The sequence below is a fragment of the Rhizobium sp. BK060 genome, assembly GCF_014193145.1.
Taxonomy (GTDB): Bacteria; Pseudomonadota; Alphaproteobacteria; order Rhizobiales; family Rhizobiaceae; genus Rhizobium.
In genome coordinates, this window is the sequence record NZ_JACHYW010000012.1 from 125,523 (window position 1) to 140,997 (window position 15,475).

Sequence of the window (15,475 nt, forward strand, 5' to 3'; positions counted from 1 at the left end):
CTGTTACGCTGCGAGCTGCTGCCTGAATGCCACGTCCACGTAGTAGTTGGTGCTGTTGAATGTACTTGTCGGGAACAGCCCGCTGGAGCCGTAGCCATAGACGCCGTTGCCACCACTGAGCGCTGACGACATGGCCTGCAGGTTGCCGTTTGTCGTCGTGTCCGCGAAGTAGTTGCCTGTTGCCGAATAGTTGCCGTTGGTGCTGTAGGAGACGACGTATGTCGTACCGGCATCGATTGCGACCTGTTGCGAAAGATTGACGGACTGCCAACCGCTTGCGCTCTCGTTGGTGAAGGTCGCGCTTGCAAGCAATGTGCCGCTTGCCGTCCACAGATAGCCCGTATGGGGTCCGGTATTTTCCTCGCTCTTGTAGAAGCGAATACCGGTGATCCAGCCGGCTGCATCCGATTGGAACTTCATGCCGAGATTGACCGGGCTGCTGTCGTTGACCGAGCTGATTGCGGGGGTCGTGCCGGCGGTAAAGACATTTTGCTCGGGACCCTGGTTGGTCACGCTAACCGCGACATTGGCCGTTGAGGTCTGGCCTTGAGAATCCCTGATCGTGTAGTCAAAGCTGGCTGCACCGGAGTACCCGGCCAGGGGGGTGAAGGTGATCGCGCCGGATTGGCTGTCGAAAGCCACCGTACCATTGATCGCGTTGGCAACGCTGGCAACCGAGATCTGATCCCCGTCTGGATCGCTGTCATTGGCAATGAGGCTTGATGCCTGGATGACGACCGGCGTTCCAACCCCCGTGGAAATTCCATTGTCGTTGACGGCAACCGGCGCAGTGTTTTGTGACGACTGTTGATAGAGGACGTCGACCCAGTAGTTGGCCGAATTGTAGGTCGCGGTTGGAAACAGGCTGCCGCTCCCATATGCGTAAACGCCATTTCCGCCGCTTTCCGAACTGGACGGCGCTGTCAACACACCGTTGCTATGGCTCGTCGTGAAGTAGTTGGGCGTCGCTGCATAAAAGCCATTCGAATGATAGCTTGCGACATAGGTCACGCCTGCAGAAATGCTCACCGGCTGCGAGAAGGTGACGGTCTGCCACCCGCTTGCCGTTTCGTTGGTGAAGGTTGCCGTCGCGAGAAGTTGGCCGGTGCTGCTCCAGAGTGAGCCGATATGGGTGCCGACGTCCTGAGCACTCTTATAGTAGCGCAAGCCGGTGATTTCGCCGCGCGCAGATGCCACGAACTTGACGCCCAGTTCAACGGAGGAGGAATCGTTCTCGGCGGCAATACTTGGCGTGTCTGAGGTTGCAAACAGGCCTGCGCCGCTGGCTTGGGCTCCGACGTTCAGAGAAACGGTGGCGCTCGACGTTCCGCCGCGACCGTCGGAAATCGAGTAGCTGAAGCTTGCCGCGCCCACGTAATCCGTCGTTGGTGTGAAGACGACGGAGTTGGTTTGGCTATCAAATGCCACAGTGCCATTTGTTGCACCATTCGCCCCTGTGATCGTCAGCCCATCGCCGTCAGGGTCCGTGTCATTGGCAAGCAGACTTGCCGCCGCGATTGACAGGGCCGTGTTCGAATAGGTGGTGAACCCGTTGTCGTTGGCCGCAACCGGCGCACTATTGACCGTTGATTGGTTGAATACGACGTCGACCCAGTAATTCGCTGCCTGGTAGCTGGAGGTGGGGAACGTCGTGTTCGTCCCATAGGAGAAAACGCCGTTGCCGCCACTGGCAGAGCTTGCCAAGGCCGTCAGCGCGCCGCTGGTGTGGGCAGTCGAAAAGTAATTGGTGGTTGCGACATAACTGCCCGTCGTATGGTAGGAAGCAATGTAGGTCGTTCCGGCGGTAATCTGGATCGGCGAGGAGAACTTGGCCGTCTGCCAACCGCTCAGGGACTCACTTGTGAATGTGACTGTGCCGATCAGCGTGCCGTCCGCAGCCCATATTGAGCCGGTGTGGGCGCCTGTATCACTGGCAGCCTTGTAGAAGCGAATGCCGGTGAGGGTCCCGCTTGTCGAGGCGGTAAACTTCATGCCCAGTTCCAGCGGCGCATTTTCATGGATACCGGCGCCACTCGGGCCGTCGCCGGGCTGGAACAGCGTCTGGCCGACCGGTCCTTCTTCGACGGTCAGACTGACGTTGCCTTCGTCGGTGCCGCCGCGCCCATCAGAAAGGGTGTAGTTGAAGCTTGCCGGGCCGGTGTAGTTCGCATTCGGTGTGAAGATGACATTGCCTGTCTGTGTATCGAGCGAGACCGTGCCGTTCGTGGCATTCCCGACCGCCGAGATGGTGAGCGCGTCACCGTTTGGATCGACGTCGTTGGCAACAAGCGAAGCGATAGAAATCGTCAGCGTACCGTTGCGGGAAATAGAGAAGCCGCTGTCATCGGTGGCAACGGGCACGCTGTTCGGACCAGCGTCGAAAATGACGTCAACCCAATAGTTGGAGCCTCCTGGGCTATTGCCCGGGAAGGTGCCGGCACTGGCACTGTAAGCATAGACACCACCACCATCGACGGCCTTCAGCGCTCCATTGCTGTAAGTCGAACCGAAATAGTTCTCGGTAAGGGAGAAGAACCCGTTGCTATGATAGGATGCGACATAGGTCGTGCCAGCCGAAATGGCGATCGGGCTGGAGAACATGACGGTCTGCCAACCCGAGAGTGACTCGTTGACGGAGACGCCGGTCGCAATCAGCGTTCCGGTGCTGGTCCAGAGACTGACGACATGTTCGCCAGTGTTATAAAAGCCCTTGTAGAAACGGACACCCTGTACAAAGCCGCCCGTTGTAGCCTGGAAGCGCACGCCAAGCTCCACGGGATCGCGATCGATCGCGGTTTCCACGGTCGGCTTTGATGCAAGCGTCCACAGACTTGATGTCGCCGGCAGGACGACGGTGACCTGCTTGCCGACGGAAGGGGTTTCCATGTTGACGCTGTCATCGACTGCGCGCGACATGATGGTATACGTGCCGCTTGCCTGCACATTCCAGCTGTAGCTCCAGTTCTCGCGGCCGGTGGCCTTGAACCAGTGTTGCCCGCCGTCCGTGGAAACTTCGATGCCGGCAATGATGCCGCCGCCGAAATCCAGGGCCGTGCCGGTGATCGTAACATGCTGTCCTTCGACAAAGCTTGCGCCAATGACCGGCGAGGTGATCGTCGATGTTGGCTTTAGAGTATCTGTCGACTGCGTTGCCAAAATCAGGCTGGCATCCAGGGTGGTCGGCTGGATACCCATGTCCGCGAACATGTTGACCATGGCCTGCTGGACGTTCGGATCTGTTGGCGTTGCTGCCCCCTCATGCTGGTCGTTCAGACCCCAGGACCAGAAAACGGTGCCTGCGCCAAAGACCAATGCGCCGCTTTCTGCCCGGTACATCGTCAGGCTGTGTTCAACCACGGCGTCGCCAACTGTTGTCCCGTAGTCACGCAAATAGCTGCTGACCGACACGCTAGAGAGCGAAAGGTTTATCAGGCCGTCCGGTCGAAACCCGTTTTGGACGTCGGAATCCCACTCGTAGCCCAGCAAATTCTGCACGAGATTGTACGTTTGCCCGGGCTGGAGGTTGGCGACATCGGTGTTTCGCCAGAAGCGCAGGTTCGAGTAATCATAAGGGATGGAGATTGTATCCAAACGGTAGCCGTCGACGGTAAACATGGTGCCGGTGAGGGAGTTTTCCGGCTCCTGTCCTGGGTCGGCATAACGCGGATCGCGCCAGGTTCCGGTGCCGATGTTACTCGGATCAGTGCTGGTTCCCCAGGTTTCCTTGTAACAGACCATCGTCCGATAAGCTTGGCCGTTGCCGTCAATGCTGCTTTCCCAGCGGACCTTCCAGTAGCATTCGTTGCCGCTCCAGAATGCGAGGTTGACGCCGCTGTCGCGTGCGGCCTCGACATTGGCGCGCTGCTCGGCAGACCAGTATTCGTCGTGCCCGACCGACAGGTAGGCCTGGTGGTTGAGCAGCAGGCTGCCATTTCGGGCGGCATCGACGCCCGTGACATAGGATACGTCGTAGCCATTCTGCTCCAACCACTGGATAGCGGAATGCTCGACGCCGAAAATGAAGTCGTGTGTGCCGCCAATCGGGCTGGTGTTGGTAATAATCGGTCGATTGTAGCTGATCGCAGATGCGCGACCGATCGCCGTCAAACCGCAGCTGCAGTTCGGAGGCAGGTATCCGATCATATTTGCAGGATCAGTGGGAACCTCTCCGTAGTAGAGGCTTGCTCCACCCCATGCATTGTAGGCCTGCCAGGTGGTGTCTGAGGTCTGGAAGACGATGTCGCTCGTTGAGGCGTCGTCACGCACGACGAACGGAATGATGCTTGCGTCTTCCGTGCCGTCCTCACGCACCAGCTTGGCGAAATAGACACCTGATACAGCGTCTGCCGGGATCTGCCAGCTCGCCGAAACCGACCAGTTGCCGCAGTCGATCAAACCGAGGGACATATCTACGATTGGGTGAGGCTGGATTTGCGCTGTCGTCAGCGATTTGTCGATCGAGGCAACTTTGCGCGCACCGTCGCCGCCATAATAGCCCAAGCGATAGATGTCGATGCGGTAGTGGGTCGAATCTGTGGCAATCTTGAAATCGACGGTCTGGCCGACATTGGTGCTGATTTCGGTTGCAAAGCCTTGGATGGTGCCGCCGCCGTCACCGTCAATGCCCCATTCGCTGATCGGATTGCCCTGCTTCATGTTTTCGAGAGCGGTCTTGTTCAGCGTGACGGGAGCGGCAACTGGAGCCACTGTCGTCACCGCGGATGAACTATCCTGCTCTGGAGCAACAACTGCAGCCACTGTCGTCACTGTGGCCACCGAGGCCGTTGTCGCCATGGTCGCCGGCGCGGATGAACTATCCTGCTCTGCCGTTCCGATATTTGTACTCGCAAAGCTCAAGACCGGAATACTCGATGTGTCACTCACGTCTGAGACAGTGAGCGTGGCAGTGGGAGCATCCGACAAATCGGGCTCCACAGACGTCGTGGCGATGAGCGTGGAGGGGTCGGCAGGCAGGACGGTGCGTGGCTTTGTTGCCGGTTGTGGATCCGTCGTCGAAGAACTTGTTGTCGACGTTGCGGCGTCGCCCAAAGCGAATTCGGCACCGCTGGGCGAGTCGAGAGGAGAGACGGCACCTGCTGCCGGCGACACCTGCGGCGCTGCTGCATCATTCGTCAAAGGAGATGTCGTCTGGGATCCCGTGAGTGAGAGGTTCACCGAGCCAACAGCGTCCAGATCGGCAATTGGCCGGTCGCTGCCGACTGACGAACCTACTGTTGCGTTCACGAGAAGAGCGCTGCCCGTTGCGGCTGCGCTGTAAACACTCGAGGTGCCACCATACGCGCTCAAATAATCGCGGTTCTTGATGTTAATCCTCAGCATTAAGAACGCCCCCAATCGCAATGCGACATGTGTCCAGAGGCACTATCCTGTCATGTTTGTGGCGAGAGAGAACGACAGTAATCTGCGGTATGCTGCATGGCGGGGCATACCCCGATAGGCTTATTCATGCGTGTGGGAGGAAAGCCGACCGGTTACTGTCTGCAGCCAATTGTCGGAAATAGACCGCTTATGGTTGTGATCGGCATCGTTCCGTTGACGATCCGCGAACTGGCCCAATAGCTTCACCATTTTCACGCGGATCATCGATTGGCCTTCCGCTTTTTCGGAGCGCTTCCTTCGTTCCCGCCACGACGGTACCACGTTGGCTCCTGTTGCAATCGCGTGCAGGCGCAGGTTTGGCCCCGCAGATAGGCTCAACACTGTTGTTCATAAAAGTTTCATACGGCGCTGCTGAGCCAGGTGCTTGCACACTATTGCAGCAATGTGCAGAGTTGTTGCAAACGGAGATTGAACCGCGTGTCGGAAAAGGTGTTTGTAAGCGCCCAGGAAGTCGCAGACAGGGCAGGGGTTTCACGATCCGCCGTATCGCGGACGTTCACGCCGGGTGCCAGCGTTTCAGCGCAAACGCGACGGCGCGTTCTCGAAGCTGCCGAGGCGCTTGGCTACCATGTCAATGAGCTTGCGCGCGGTCTCATGCGCAATGAGAGCGGCATCGTCTGTCTGATCGTCTCCGATGTCGCGACGCCGTACCGTTCTGCACTGCTGCGCGAAGTGACGTTGCTGCTCCAAAATAGCGGCAAGGTCGCGATGCTGATCAATACGGACCGCTCGGACGGCGGTGTTGACCACGCTCTTCGTCAGGCGATCCGCTATCGCGCTGATGCCTCGATCATCCTCTCGGGCATGCCTGACAAGTCCATCGTGCAACTGTGCTTGCGCAACGGACAGCGGCTTGTCCTCATCAATCGCGACGACGAGCAGCCCGGTCCTTTGCGGATCAACCTTGACGATGACGAGGCGGGCGGACGCGTGGCTACGGCCTTCGTCAGAGCCGGATGCCGAACGCTGGCCTTTGCCAATTCGGAAGTGGGAACACCGAGTTTGATGGCCAGAGAGCGCGGGTTTGTTGCAGCGGCCGCCGCGCTCGGGATGGAGGTTTCCGTCGAACGCCACGGCTGGACGGGCTACGAGGCGGGAAAAGTCCTGGCGCAGCGAATGCTGACGCGCACCGAGCGGCCGGATGCCGTCTTCTGCGCAACCGATCTCCTGGCTTGTGGCTTCATGGATGCCGCCCGCCATCAATTCTCGATCTCGGTGCCGGGCCAGCTTTGCATTGCCGGCTTCGACGATATCGAACAGGCCGCATGGTCTTCTTATGACCTGACAACCTTCGCCCAGCCGATTTCGGTGATTGCTGCCAGGGCGGTCGAGTGGCTTTCGCATCCCCAGCCAGAAAATAGTGAGCAGTCGATCCGGCTTCATGCCGAATTGGTTTGGCGGGGCTCGATCAGAGGCGGCTAGAGCGAGCCAACAAGGGAATGGCGGGTGTACTTCAAGGAAGGGTGATCTCGCCCCATTGCGCCAAGTACCAGCCGAGCCAGATTGCCGGCGCCAGAAATGACGCGTAGGGAATACGGGCCGTTGCCCGCCAGTGGCCCTGACGCCTGGTGCTGACGAGGACAAAGAGAAGCGCAGCCAGGGTTGCGAAGAAGACGACCAAGGCAAATTGCTGCCAGCCTACCCATATCCCCGCCGCCGCCGCCAATTTTACATCGCCGAGCCCCAGCCCCTCCATGCCACGAAGCCTGAAATAGGCCTCCCGTACGAAGAGCAGCGCGCCACCGGTCAGCGCCGCATCTATGATGACGGTGAGAAGGGATCGTACGGCATCCGGGCCCAAAGGATCGATACCGAGGTGAAAGACAGCGATTCCCACCGCCGCCAAAGCGATATTCATAGAGTCACGGACCCTGAAATTCCGCCAGTCCTCGATCGTGACTGATGCCATCATGGCGGCAAGCGCTGCGGCGAGAAGCGCACGGGGCAGTGGCAGTGTCGTCCATCCGATCGCAAGTGCCGCCAGTGTTACCAAAGCGACTGCCGCCAGATCGGTCATGATGGTCCTTCGCCACAGCACTATTTGATCTTACGCCCGCCCATGCCCCACATCTTTGATTGCAGCTCCTGGGCAACACTCTGCGCGTCTCGCCCGTCGCGAATGACCATGGGCCTGATCAAGATCAGGAGCTCGGTCCGCGTATTGGCGCGGTTCTTGCTGCCGAACAGGTTGCCGACGACCTTCATCCGGTTGAGGCCCGGGATACCGTCCTTTGCGCGCTGCGCTTGTTCGCTGATCAAGCCGCCGAGTAGGACGGTCTGGCCGTCGACGACGGAAACGGAACTGGAAATGCTCCGGTTGGAAATTGTCGGCGTCAGGCTGTCCGGCGACGAAGACGAGGAGATCTCCTGTTCAATGCGCATCGCCACGACACCGTTCTCAGCAATTCGTGGACGCACATTCATTATGATGCCGGTATCGCGATATTGCACCTCGTTACTGACAGGAGCGTCGGCCGAATCGACCGGTGTAACGGTGCGTGTGATGATCGGGATCTGGTCGCCGACCTGAAAGCGCGCAACCTCGTTTTCCAGCACGACCAGGGATGGCGACGAGAGAATCTGAACGTCGGTGACCTTATCCAAGGCGCTGATGATGATATCCGGGCTGCTTTCGCTGCCCAAAACGAAGTTGAAACCGGGCACTTCGCGCGCGATGTTGTCGGCCAGGACGTTGAAGAGCCCAACCGAACCGTTGTCGTTTCCGGCTCCAAGGTGATGACTCTTGACGAAGTACTGGACGCCGAAACGCATATCGTCGGTCAAGCGCACCTCGGCCATCGTCACGCTGATTGCGACCTGCAGCTGCGGCACATCTATCCTAGTCAGCGCTCCGAGCACCCGCTGGCGCATTTCGAGATCGCCGTAGATCACGATCGAATTGTTCGAAGGGTCAGCGCGAATGCGCACGGCGTCAGCACCCAGTTCATTTGATGTCGGCGCACCGAAGCGCGCAGGATCTATCTCGGCCGTGTCGGTTCCAGCGCCGGTGGCTGTGCTCGCCGCCGCTGTTGGGGCAGCAGCCGCATCGGCCGTCTCAGGCGAAGCTTCGCCCGCTGCCGGCTTTTCCCCGTTTTCCGTGTCGTCGCCACTCGAAAACAGCTTTTGCAGGAGTTCGGCAATCTTCGTCGCGTCCCGGTATTTCACGCGGTAGACGTGAACGCTTTGGCCGAAGTCAGGGTTCTCCCGGTCCAGCCGACGGACCCAGGTCTGTGCACGCTCAGCAAGCGTGCGGGTTTGCGACACGGCCAGGATCGCGCGAAGCCGAGGCATTGGCATGAACTGAATTGCGCCGGTTTCCGTGCCCTTGGCTGCAAAAATGCGTTCGAGCTCGGGAATGACGGCCTCCGGGCGGGCATTCTGCAGGGGCAGAATGGCGACGGCCTGATCCTTCATCCAGTCAACGTCGAACGCGCTTGCCGTTTCCAGCGCTGCCTGACGATCAGCGCCGCTTCCGGCGATAACGAGGAGGTTCCGCGTAGTTTCCACGCGAATTGCGCCCGGCCTCGCGCCGAAACCGTCGATCAGTCGGGCCAAGGTTTGTGCGCCAATGTACCGGACGGGAATGATCGTGAGCCCAAAGCCCGGCCCGCTTCCCCTCATGCTTGCCTGACCTGCCACCGCCGAACCGGCCTCGACGATCTGGTAGGTGTTGTTGCGCCGGACGAGATCGGCGCCGTTCATGTTCAAAAGGGTTTCCAGGATCGACAGCAGCTCGCCCTTTTCCACCGGGCGGGCGGTCGAGAGCGTCACGCTGCCCGATACCTTCGGATCGATCGTATAGGTCTGGCCAAGGGTATCTCCAAGGATCACCTGCACCACGTCCTTGAGGTCGGCGCCCTGAAAGTTCAGGTTCACTTCGTTTCCGGTGGCAGGCGTCTGGCCCGTGTGCATGGGATCAACGACGCCATCACCCGGGGTCACATAGGTAACACCCTGAACGGAGCTGGGCCTGCCTCCATTGCTCGCTGCTGCCATCCCGTCGGGACGCGGCGAGCGAGCCGAGAGGTCGGCATTGGTCACAGATCCGAGGATGGACTTGGAACTATCCATCGAGCCGTGATCGGGTAGCACGCATCCAGTGGCCAGCAGACACCATCCGAAAAGCAATCCTGCCCGACCAATTGTATTGCTAGGTTTCATCTCCCCTCGACTGATTCTCCAGCTTTCAGTGGTTGAGCCTAGCATTTTTCAGAGGGGGCACTATCGTCTAATGGCGGCTATTCACATCTTACGGTACGCGGCGTGCAAGGGCCTTCTTCGTTACCGCAAAGGTTGGCATGGACTTGCCGTTGAACTTCGCGGAAGCTGTCCTCATCGCTCACCGCAGGGAACGTGGGCAGGAGACCCAGGGCGAGAGCTCGAAATGGCTGCCGCAATGACTTCGATCGACTTTGTCCGATACCTCACAATGAACGATGACCTCATCGGGCCATCCGAGCGGTTGTCGCTTGAGCGAATGCTCAAGGACCCGCCTTCGAGCTACAGCGGGCTTTGGGAGACGGGCATTCTTTCAGGGGATCAACTCGCCAAGGCGATTGCTGAGTTTCATGGGCTGGCTCGTGCTGCCGTTGACCAGATCGAGTTCCGTCCCGAATTTACCGAGGACCTGTCGCCGCGATTTCTTCGTGCAGCTTGGGCCCTTCCAGCGCTAGAAAGAGGCCAGCAGATCCTTGTCATAGCCGACCCGACGCGCGAGGAGGCCATCGAGGCCGCGTTGGCAGCCCTCGGGCAACGCGTGGAGATGAGGGTCGCGACATTCGAAGAAATGGCGATGCTCTTCGAACGCTTGCTTTCCAAGGATCGGACACCTGCCTCGGCGGCAACCGAACGAGCGGCCGCGCGTCCGGAGAGCACGGACGAGGATCTTGATCGCCTTCATGATCTCGCCAGCGGCGCGCCGATCGTTCGGGCCGTCGACCAGTTGCTGGAGACCGCGCTCAACCTGTCTGCAACGGACATCCATATCGAGCCGCAATCGGATGGCGTGCGGTTGCGAATGCGCGTCGATGGTATGCTGAGGACGATGCAGCCGCTTTCGAACGACATTGCACGAGGTGTCATCTCGCGCATCAAGATCCTTGCGGGTCTTAACATTGCCGAGCACCGGTTGCCGCAGGATGGGCGTGCGCGGATCACGATTAACACCACGCGCGCCGATTTTCGTGTGGCGACGATGCCGACGCTGCATGGGGAGGCGCTTGTTGCGAGAATTCTCGTCAAGGGTGCCGAGGCTCTCGATCTTTCGCGCCTCGGCATGGCGCCGCGCGATTTTTCCATTTTGAGCACGCAGGTTGCCGAACCGCATGGCCTGATCGTCGTTGCCGGCCCGACCGGTTGCGGCAAGACAACGACGCTGACGGCGGCGCTGTCGAGCCTCAACAGTCCCGAGCGCAAGATCATGACGATCGAAGACCCGATCGAGTATCAGATCGCCGGTGTCAGCCAGACTCAGGTGAAGCCGTCGATCAACCTGACGTTTGCAAATGCGATGCGCTCTTTCCTGCGCCAGGACCCCGATATCATGATGGTTGGCGAGATGCGCGACAGCGAGACGGCGTCGATCGGCATCCAGGCGGCCCTCACGGGCCACCTGGTGCTGACGACCCTACACACGAACAGCGCGGCAGATGCGATCATACGACTAATGGATCTTGGCGTCGAAACCTTCCTCCTTGCGTCCGCCCTTAGGTGCGTCATTGCCCAGCGGCTTGTCCGGAGGCTCTGCGAACGCTGCAGGTCGCCTGTGGCCGATGGCGCGGGCGTTGAGCATGCCGCCCTTGCACGCCGCGGTTTCGTGTCGCGCCCCGGAGATACTTGTTTCCGAGCGGTCGGCTGTCCTTATTGCGGCGAGAGCGGTTATCGCGGACGCATCGGAATTTTCGAGGTTCTGCCTGTTGATGCCGAGTTGAGCGGGCTGATCCGTGAGGACGTCGATCCGCAGAAGATCCAGGCTGCAGCTGTGCGCGCCGGCATGACCACGATGCTCGACGATGGCTTTGCGAAATACCGCAAGGGCATCACCTCGATCGAGGAGGTCCTGCGCGTTACGGTTTGAGTGACGCTACTGGGTCGGGGCAAACATCCGGTAGTCCTGGTGCTGGCCATTCTTCTCGAGCTGGACGGTGCGATTGTCGACGATGGACACCACCCAGTTTTGAAGCCTGTCGCCGCTCTTCAAGCGATGGATCTGGCCGCTTGCGGGGTCCTGAAGGAGTGCCTGGCGTTTTCCGCTCGCCGAAATTATTCCAACGAGCTTCATCTCAGGCGGCGATGCAGATGCTTCCGATATACTCGCAACCACCGGGGCAGTTTCGACGACCGGCTCGTCGATGACTGGAGGCTGCCTTAGCGGTGAAAAAAGCGGATGAAGCCGTGTCGCCTCAAGCTTGTCCAGTGTAACACCGCTCAGCCATGGTGCTGCTGTGTCCGGCTCTGATTGCGACAAGGCCGCTTGCACCATTGCCAGCACGATGACGCCTGTCGCGGTACCAAGTCTTGCCCGACCGTTCACAGCTTGCTCCTTCGCCAATAGCCCTCAACCGAGGCCGAAACGCGCAGAGAAGGCGGCTCTTTATTGTCTACGCTCGATTCGGCGCTCTCGATAGTGATGGATTTGAAGACGAGCGCTGTCCGGTTGCTTTCGGTGGCAAAGAGAATTTGCTGCAACGGCTCTGTCGTGGTCTCAAAAAGAACGCGCATTTCGACGGTGCCGTCGTCGGATGCACCTTCCGCCGGCTCCACGAATTCAAACTGAGCAATCTTTGCTCCGGTTTGACTGATCATTTCAGTCATCAGCCGTTGCAACTCGGCACCAGCGACAGCGGAAGTATCGCCCGCCAGGTAGATTGCGGCGCCATCTCCATCTGCATCGTTTGCGCTGCTGTCTTCGAGCGCTGCCAGCTTGGCTTTCAGCGCGTCGAGGGACAGTTGCTGTTCGGCATTTGCTTGTGACAGGTGGCGTGCTTCCATCAAGCTCCATGCGGCAATAGCGCCCGGAACCAAAAGCAGAGCTGCAAGGACCGCAATGACGGCCGCCCTAACGTTCTTCGCGCTACCCCTTTTGCGGTTCATGGTGTTTTCGCTCCCACAAGACGGGCCAGGATTTCAAACCGCTCCTTGCCGTTGTCGCCATCACGGACGACCGGCGCGGAGAAATTTGCCGCTTCCAGCATATCCGAGTCCTCGATGACCCTGATCAGGCTGGCAGCATCGGTTGAAAACCCTGCAATCCGCACATCCCGATCGCCAACATCAAGTGTGGTCAGATAGGTGGTTTCCGGAATGATTTTCGACAGCTCATCCATCAGGACGACCATGGGGGCCTGATCCCATTTGCGCGCGAGCTTCACGCTGGAGCTGTCCGCCTGCTCGGCCTTCTGGCGAGCTTTATCGATTGTGCTGCGAAGACTGACGAGCGAGGCTTCGATTCGCTTGGCTTCCTGCGTCTCTTGGTAGAGCCGCCAGCCGCCTGCCGTGATCATGAATGTCCCGATGGCTGCCAAGACGCAAAGGGAAAGGAGCGCGATGCGCGAGCGCCGCTCCGTGAGCGCCGCTTTCGCGCCCGGTAGTAAATTGATTGCACTGGCTTTTCCGAGCGGATCGGCCGCCAGGCCGACGACAACGGGCTTGACGCCGGCGGCACTGAAGGGGTCGATTGCCGACCGCATCGCGGACAGGGACACAGCAACGACCCGCAGGTGGAGCTGATCAGAAGGGCTTGCCGCCTCGTCGTCCTGCAGGTCGTAGTCGAACGTCATCCTGTCCGCAGGCCAGGGAACAAGCTGTTCGAGCTGGTGACGGATGATTGCATCGATATGATTTCTGCTGGCCGCCGGAAGCGTGAGGGATCGAACGACCGCACGATCGGCGCCAAGGCGCACTTCGACCGGTTGATTTCCGACGACCTTGCTGAGCCAGGCGAGATCGTCACGCGGTCCCTCGGCTTTGTGGATCGGTCCCGCCCTGGAGGCGCGGTAGCAGACCAGCTTGGCCGGCTCTTCGACAACGAGGAATGTCCCACGATTTCGGCGGGGGATATTGGCTGCTGCCTGCCAGGAAACCATCTCGCCCAGCAGTGCCGAACCGCCGCGTCTGATCGATGTAGCAAGGCCGGTCATTCGATACTCCCCGCCATCAATGAGCCGCCGGTCCGGCAAGGTTCCACGAGTGGACGACATAGCCTTTTGGGCTGTCTTTGGCATCGCCCGCAATCATCTCGGCAGTTCCGGTGCGGCCGCTTTTGCTGCGTGCGACAAGCGTGATGCGATAAACCGTGGGCGTCTCCTGCGTCAGGAAGCTTTCGTATTTCTTCAAAAGGGCTCGCCGCTCGTCGTTGTCTTCGGCGCCACGCAGTTCGGCAAGGGCCGATGCGTCCGCCTCGCTCATGTCAGGGATTGCTAGCAGAGCCTTCCGGGATGCGGCTTTCGGATAAAGCATGCCGCCCCGGTTGTGCACCGTGAGGAACGACTCGAGTTTCATGTAGTCATTCTCGCTCAGTCCCTTCAAGAAACGCAACTCGCCGACCGACTGGAATTTGGCGTTCATTGGCAGGCCGCTTGCTCCGGCCCCGCGGTAGTCGGAGCGCTCGGCGCCTTCGGGCGTCCGCTCGTCATTTCCGTCGCGCCAGTCAACGATCCGCGCCGCAAATGCGTCCGGTGAAAGGGACTGGCCATCCACTGCTTTGAAGAGGCCCTTGAGCAGTTCGGGCGGCGAGGCGTTGAGATCGAACCGGCCTGCCTCGGCCGCAACGTGTAGTGTTACGCTGCCTGTCGGCAAAGTGATGATGCGACCATCGACCACCGAAGCATCCTTGCCTTCGGCAAAAAGGAGATAGGCGGACGCAGTGGCGCCACTGTCGAGCAGGTTCTCCGTCACGAGATCGTCAACCCCCAATCGGGTAAGGACCAGGGTCGGCTGCGCTGACAACACCAGTGTCGATACAATTCCCGCCAGCAAGCCGCATACGACGAGGGTCGCCAGCGTGACATATCCGCTGTCACGTTGCATCCGGGCCTCCCTCGCAGGTCGCTCCATCCGGGCACAGCCGCGGCGGATCGACATGTGGCGAAACCACGAGCGTCAAAGGTTGGCGCCTGCGATCGGATCTGTTCCATATCTGTAGGCGAATGATATCGGGAAGCCGTGGACGATCGGCCCAGGAGCTTTTCCATACGACACCCTTTTCAGTGTTCTGGGCAAAGGAGAAGCGATAGTCCCACCCGCCCTGCAGCACTGCTGTCGGGGTCGCGACACGTACTTTTTCAAAGCTGGTTGCCGAGGGAAGCCGCGCAATTGCCGACCGAACGAGGTCGCCCGACCTGACCGAGATCCACACCAGTTGATCCGACGCCGAGCCGGTCGCGAGCCCCACGGCCTGTTCGCTGCCGTAAAACAGCAAGGGTGCGCCGGCTCTCTCGCTCGTCTTGATTGCCGCGACCTGCGACAAGTCGCGCCGCAGGGCGGTAAGCCCGGTCGCCAGCCGCTCGACGCTTGCCGCGTCCCGGCTAGCGGCGGCAGAAGATCGGGTCACAAGATAGGCCGACAGCAGGAGCGCCTGGAATACGAGCGCACTCAGCAGGAGGACAACCAGCGCCTCCAGCATAGCAAAGCCACCGTCTCCTCTCTCTCGCTTCTTCCTCATTCTGCCACCCCGATCAGCAGCCGATCGACAGCCAGCCTGCGGGAAGGCGATACGTCGACGGAAAGCCTTGCCTCGAGCAGTATCTGTCCCTCTGGCCCACGCCCTTCAGCGATTGCAGATGGTGTGACAATGGCGCGCCATCTGCGCCCATGGCTTACGCCGCCAAAGGTACCGGGGCGGATGGCTCCGCTGTGTAACTCTTCGGCCAGGACTTCTTCGGCAACCAGCCGCGCTTCCAGCCAGGCATGGGACTGGACGATAAAGGTGCGTGCCGAGACCAGGCTTCTCGGAACGACGTAGAGCAGGGCGGCAAGGATCGCCACCGCCACCAGAACCTCGAGCAGCGTAAAGCCCTGATCGCGCCGATCGCGTATCCTTGGAGCACCGTGAGTGGGATTCGCACGCATGCGGGGC

At 59.9% G+C, this 15,475-nt stretch carries 11 protein-coding genes; 2 read left to right on the forward strand and 9 right to left on the reverse strand.

The features are described 5' to 3' along the window. Positions 1 to 3: 3 nt before the first annotated feature. Positions 4 to 5,340 (reverse strand): DUF4082 domain-containing protein, encoded by a 5,337-nt coding sequence (locus tag FHT71_RS15270; RefSeq protein WP_183720710.1) that lies wholly within the window; start codon positions 5,338 to 5,340, stop codon positions 4 to 6. Positions 5,341 to 5,817: 477 nt separating this feature from the next. On the opposite strand from FHT71_RS15270, the gene FHT71_RS15275 reads away from it, so the two are divergent. Beyond that, entirely contained in the window at positions 5,818 to 6,822 is a 1,005-nt protein-coding gene (locus tag FHT71_RS15275) for a substrate-binding domain-containing protein (RefSeq protein WP_183720713.1), read from the forward strand. Positions 6,823 to 6,853: 31 nt separating this feature from the next. On the opposite strand, the gene FHT71_RS15280 is transcribed toward FHT71_RS15275, so the two are convergent. After that, a complete protein-coding gene (locus FHT71_RS15280) occupies positions 6,854 to 7,417 on the reverse strand; it encodes an A24 family peptidase (protein ID WP_183720716.1) in 564 nt (187 codons plus the stop codon). Positions 7,418 to 7,437: 20 nt separating this feature from the next. Further along, entirely contained in the window at positions 7,438 to 9,471 is a 2,034-nt protein-coding gene (gene gspD / locus FHT71_RS15285) for a type II secretion system secretin GspD (protein ID WP_245505463.1), read from the reverse strand. Positions 9,472 to 9,829: 358 nt separating this feature from the next. Here gspD and FHT71_RS15290 point away from each other — a divergent pair, with 358 nt between their 5' ends. Next, positions 9,830 to 11,476, forward strand: a complete 1,647-nt coding sequence (locus FHT71_RS15290; protein WP_246699471.1) for a GspE/PulE family protein — start codon at positions 9,830 to 9,832, stop codon at positions 11,474 to 11,476. A gap of 6 nt (positions 11,477 to 11,482) precedes the next feature. Here FHT71_RS15290 and FHT71_RS15295 read toward each other — a convergent pair whose 3' ends face one another. Genes FHT71_RS15295 through FHT71_RS15320 form a run of 6 tightly spaced genes read right to left on the reverse strand, consistent with a single transcriptional unit; the run spans position 11,483 to position 15,468 of the window. Next, positions 11,483 to 11,932 (reverse strand): hypothetical protein, encoded by a 450-nt coding sequence (locus FHT71_RS15295; protein WP_132590178.1) that lies wholly within the window; start codon positions 11,930 to 11,932, stop codon positions 11,483 to 11,485. Continuing rightward, entirely contained in the window at positions 11,929 to 12,492 is a 564-nt protein-coding gene (gene gspM, locus FHT71_RS15300) for a type II secretion system protein GspM (RefSeq protein ID WP_132590176.1), read from the reverse strand. Before gspM ends, FHT71_RS15295 begins: the two co-directional genes overlap by 4 nt. Then, positions 12,489 to 13,538 (reverse strand): PilN domain-containing protein, encoded by a 1,050-nt coding sequence (locus FHT71_RS15305; protein WP_183720722.1) that lies wholly within the window; start codon positions 13,536 to 13,538, stop codon positions 12,489 to 12,491. The genes gspM and FHT71_RS15305 overlap by 4 nt, the downstream gene beginning before the upstream one ends. A 16-nt stretch (positions 13,539 to 13,554) precedes the next feature. Then, positions 13,555 to 14,427 (reverse strand): type II secretion system protein GspK, encoded by an 873-nt coding sequence (locus tag FHT71_RS15310; RefSeq protein ID WP_132590172.1) that lies wholly within the window; start codon positions 14,425 to 14,427, stop codon positions 13,555 to 13,557. Beyond that, positions 14,417 to 15,061: a hypothetical protein gene (locus tag FHT71_RS15315; protein WP_132590170.1), complete on the reverse strand. Its 645-nt coding sequence runs from the start codon at positions 15,059 to 15,061 to the stop codon at positions 14,417 to 14,419. Before FHT71_RS15315 ends, FHT71_RS15310 begins: the two co-directional genes overlap by 11 nt. Further along, positions 15,058 to 15,468: a type II secretion system protein gene (locus FHT71_RS15320; RefSeq protein WP_007800041.1), complete on the reverse strand. Its 411-nt coding sequence runs from the start codon at positions 15,466 to 15,468 to the stop codon at positions 15,058 to 15,060. The genes FHT71_RS15315 and FHT71_RS15320 overlap by 4 nt, the downstream gene beginning before the upstream one ends. Between the last annotated feature and the right edge of the window lie 7 nt (positions 15,469 to 15,475).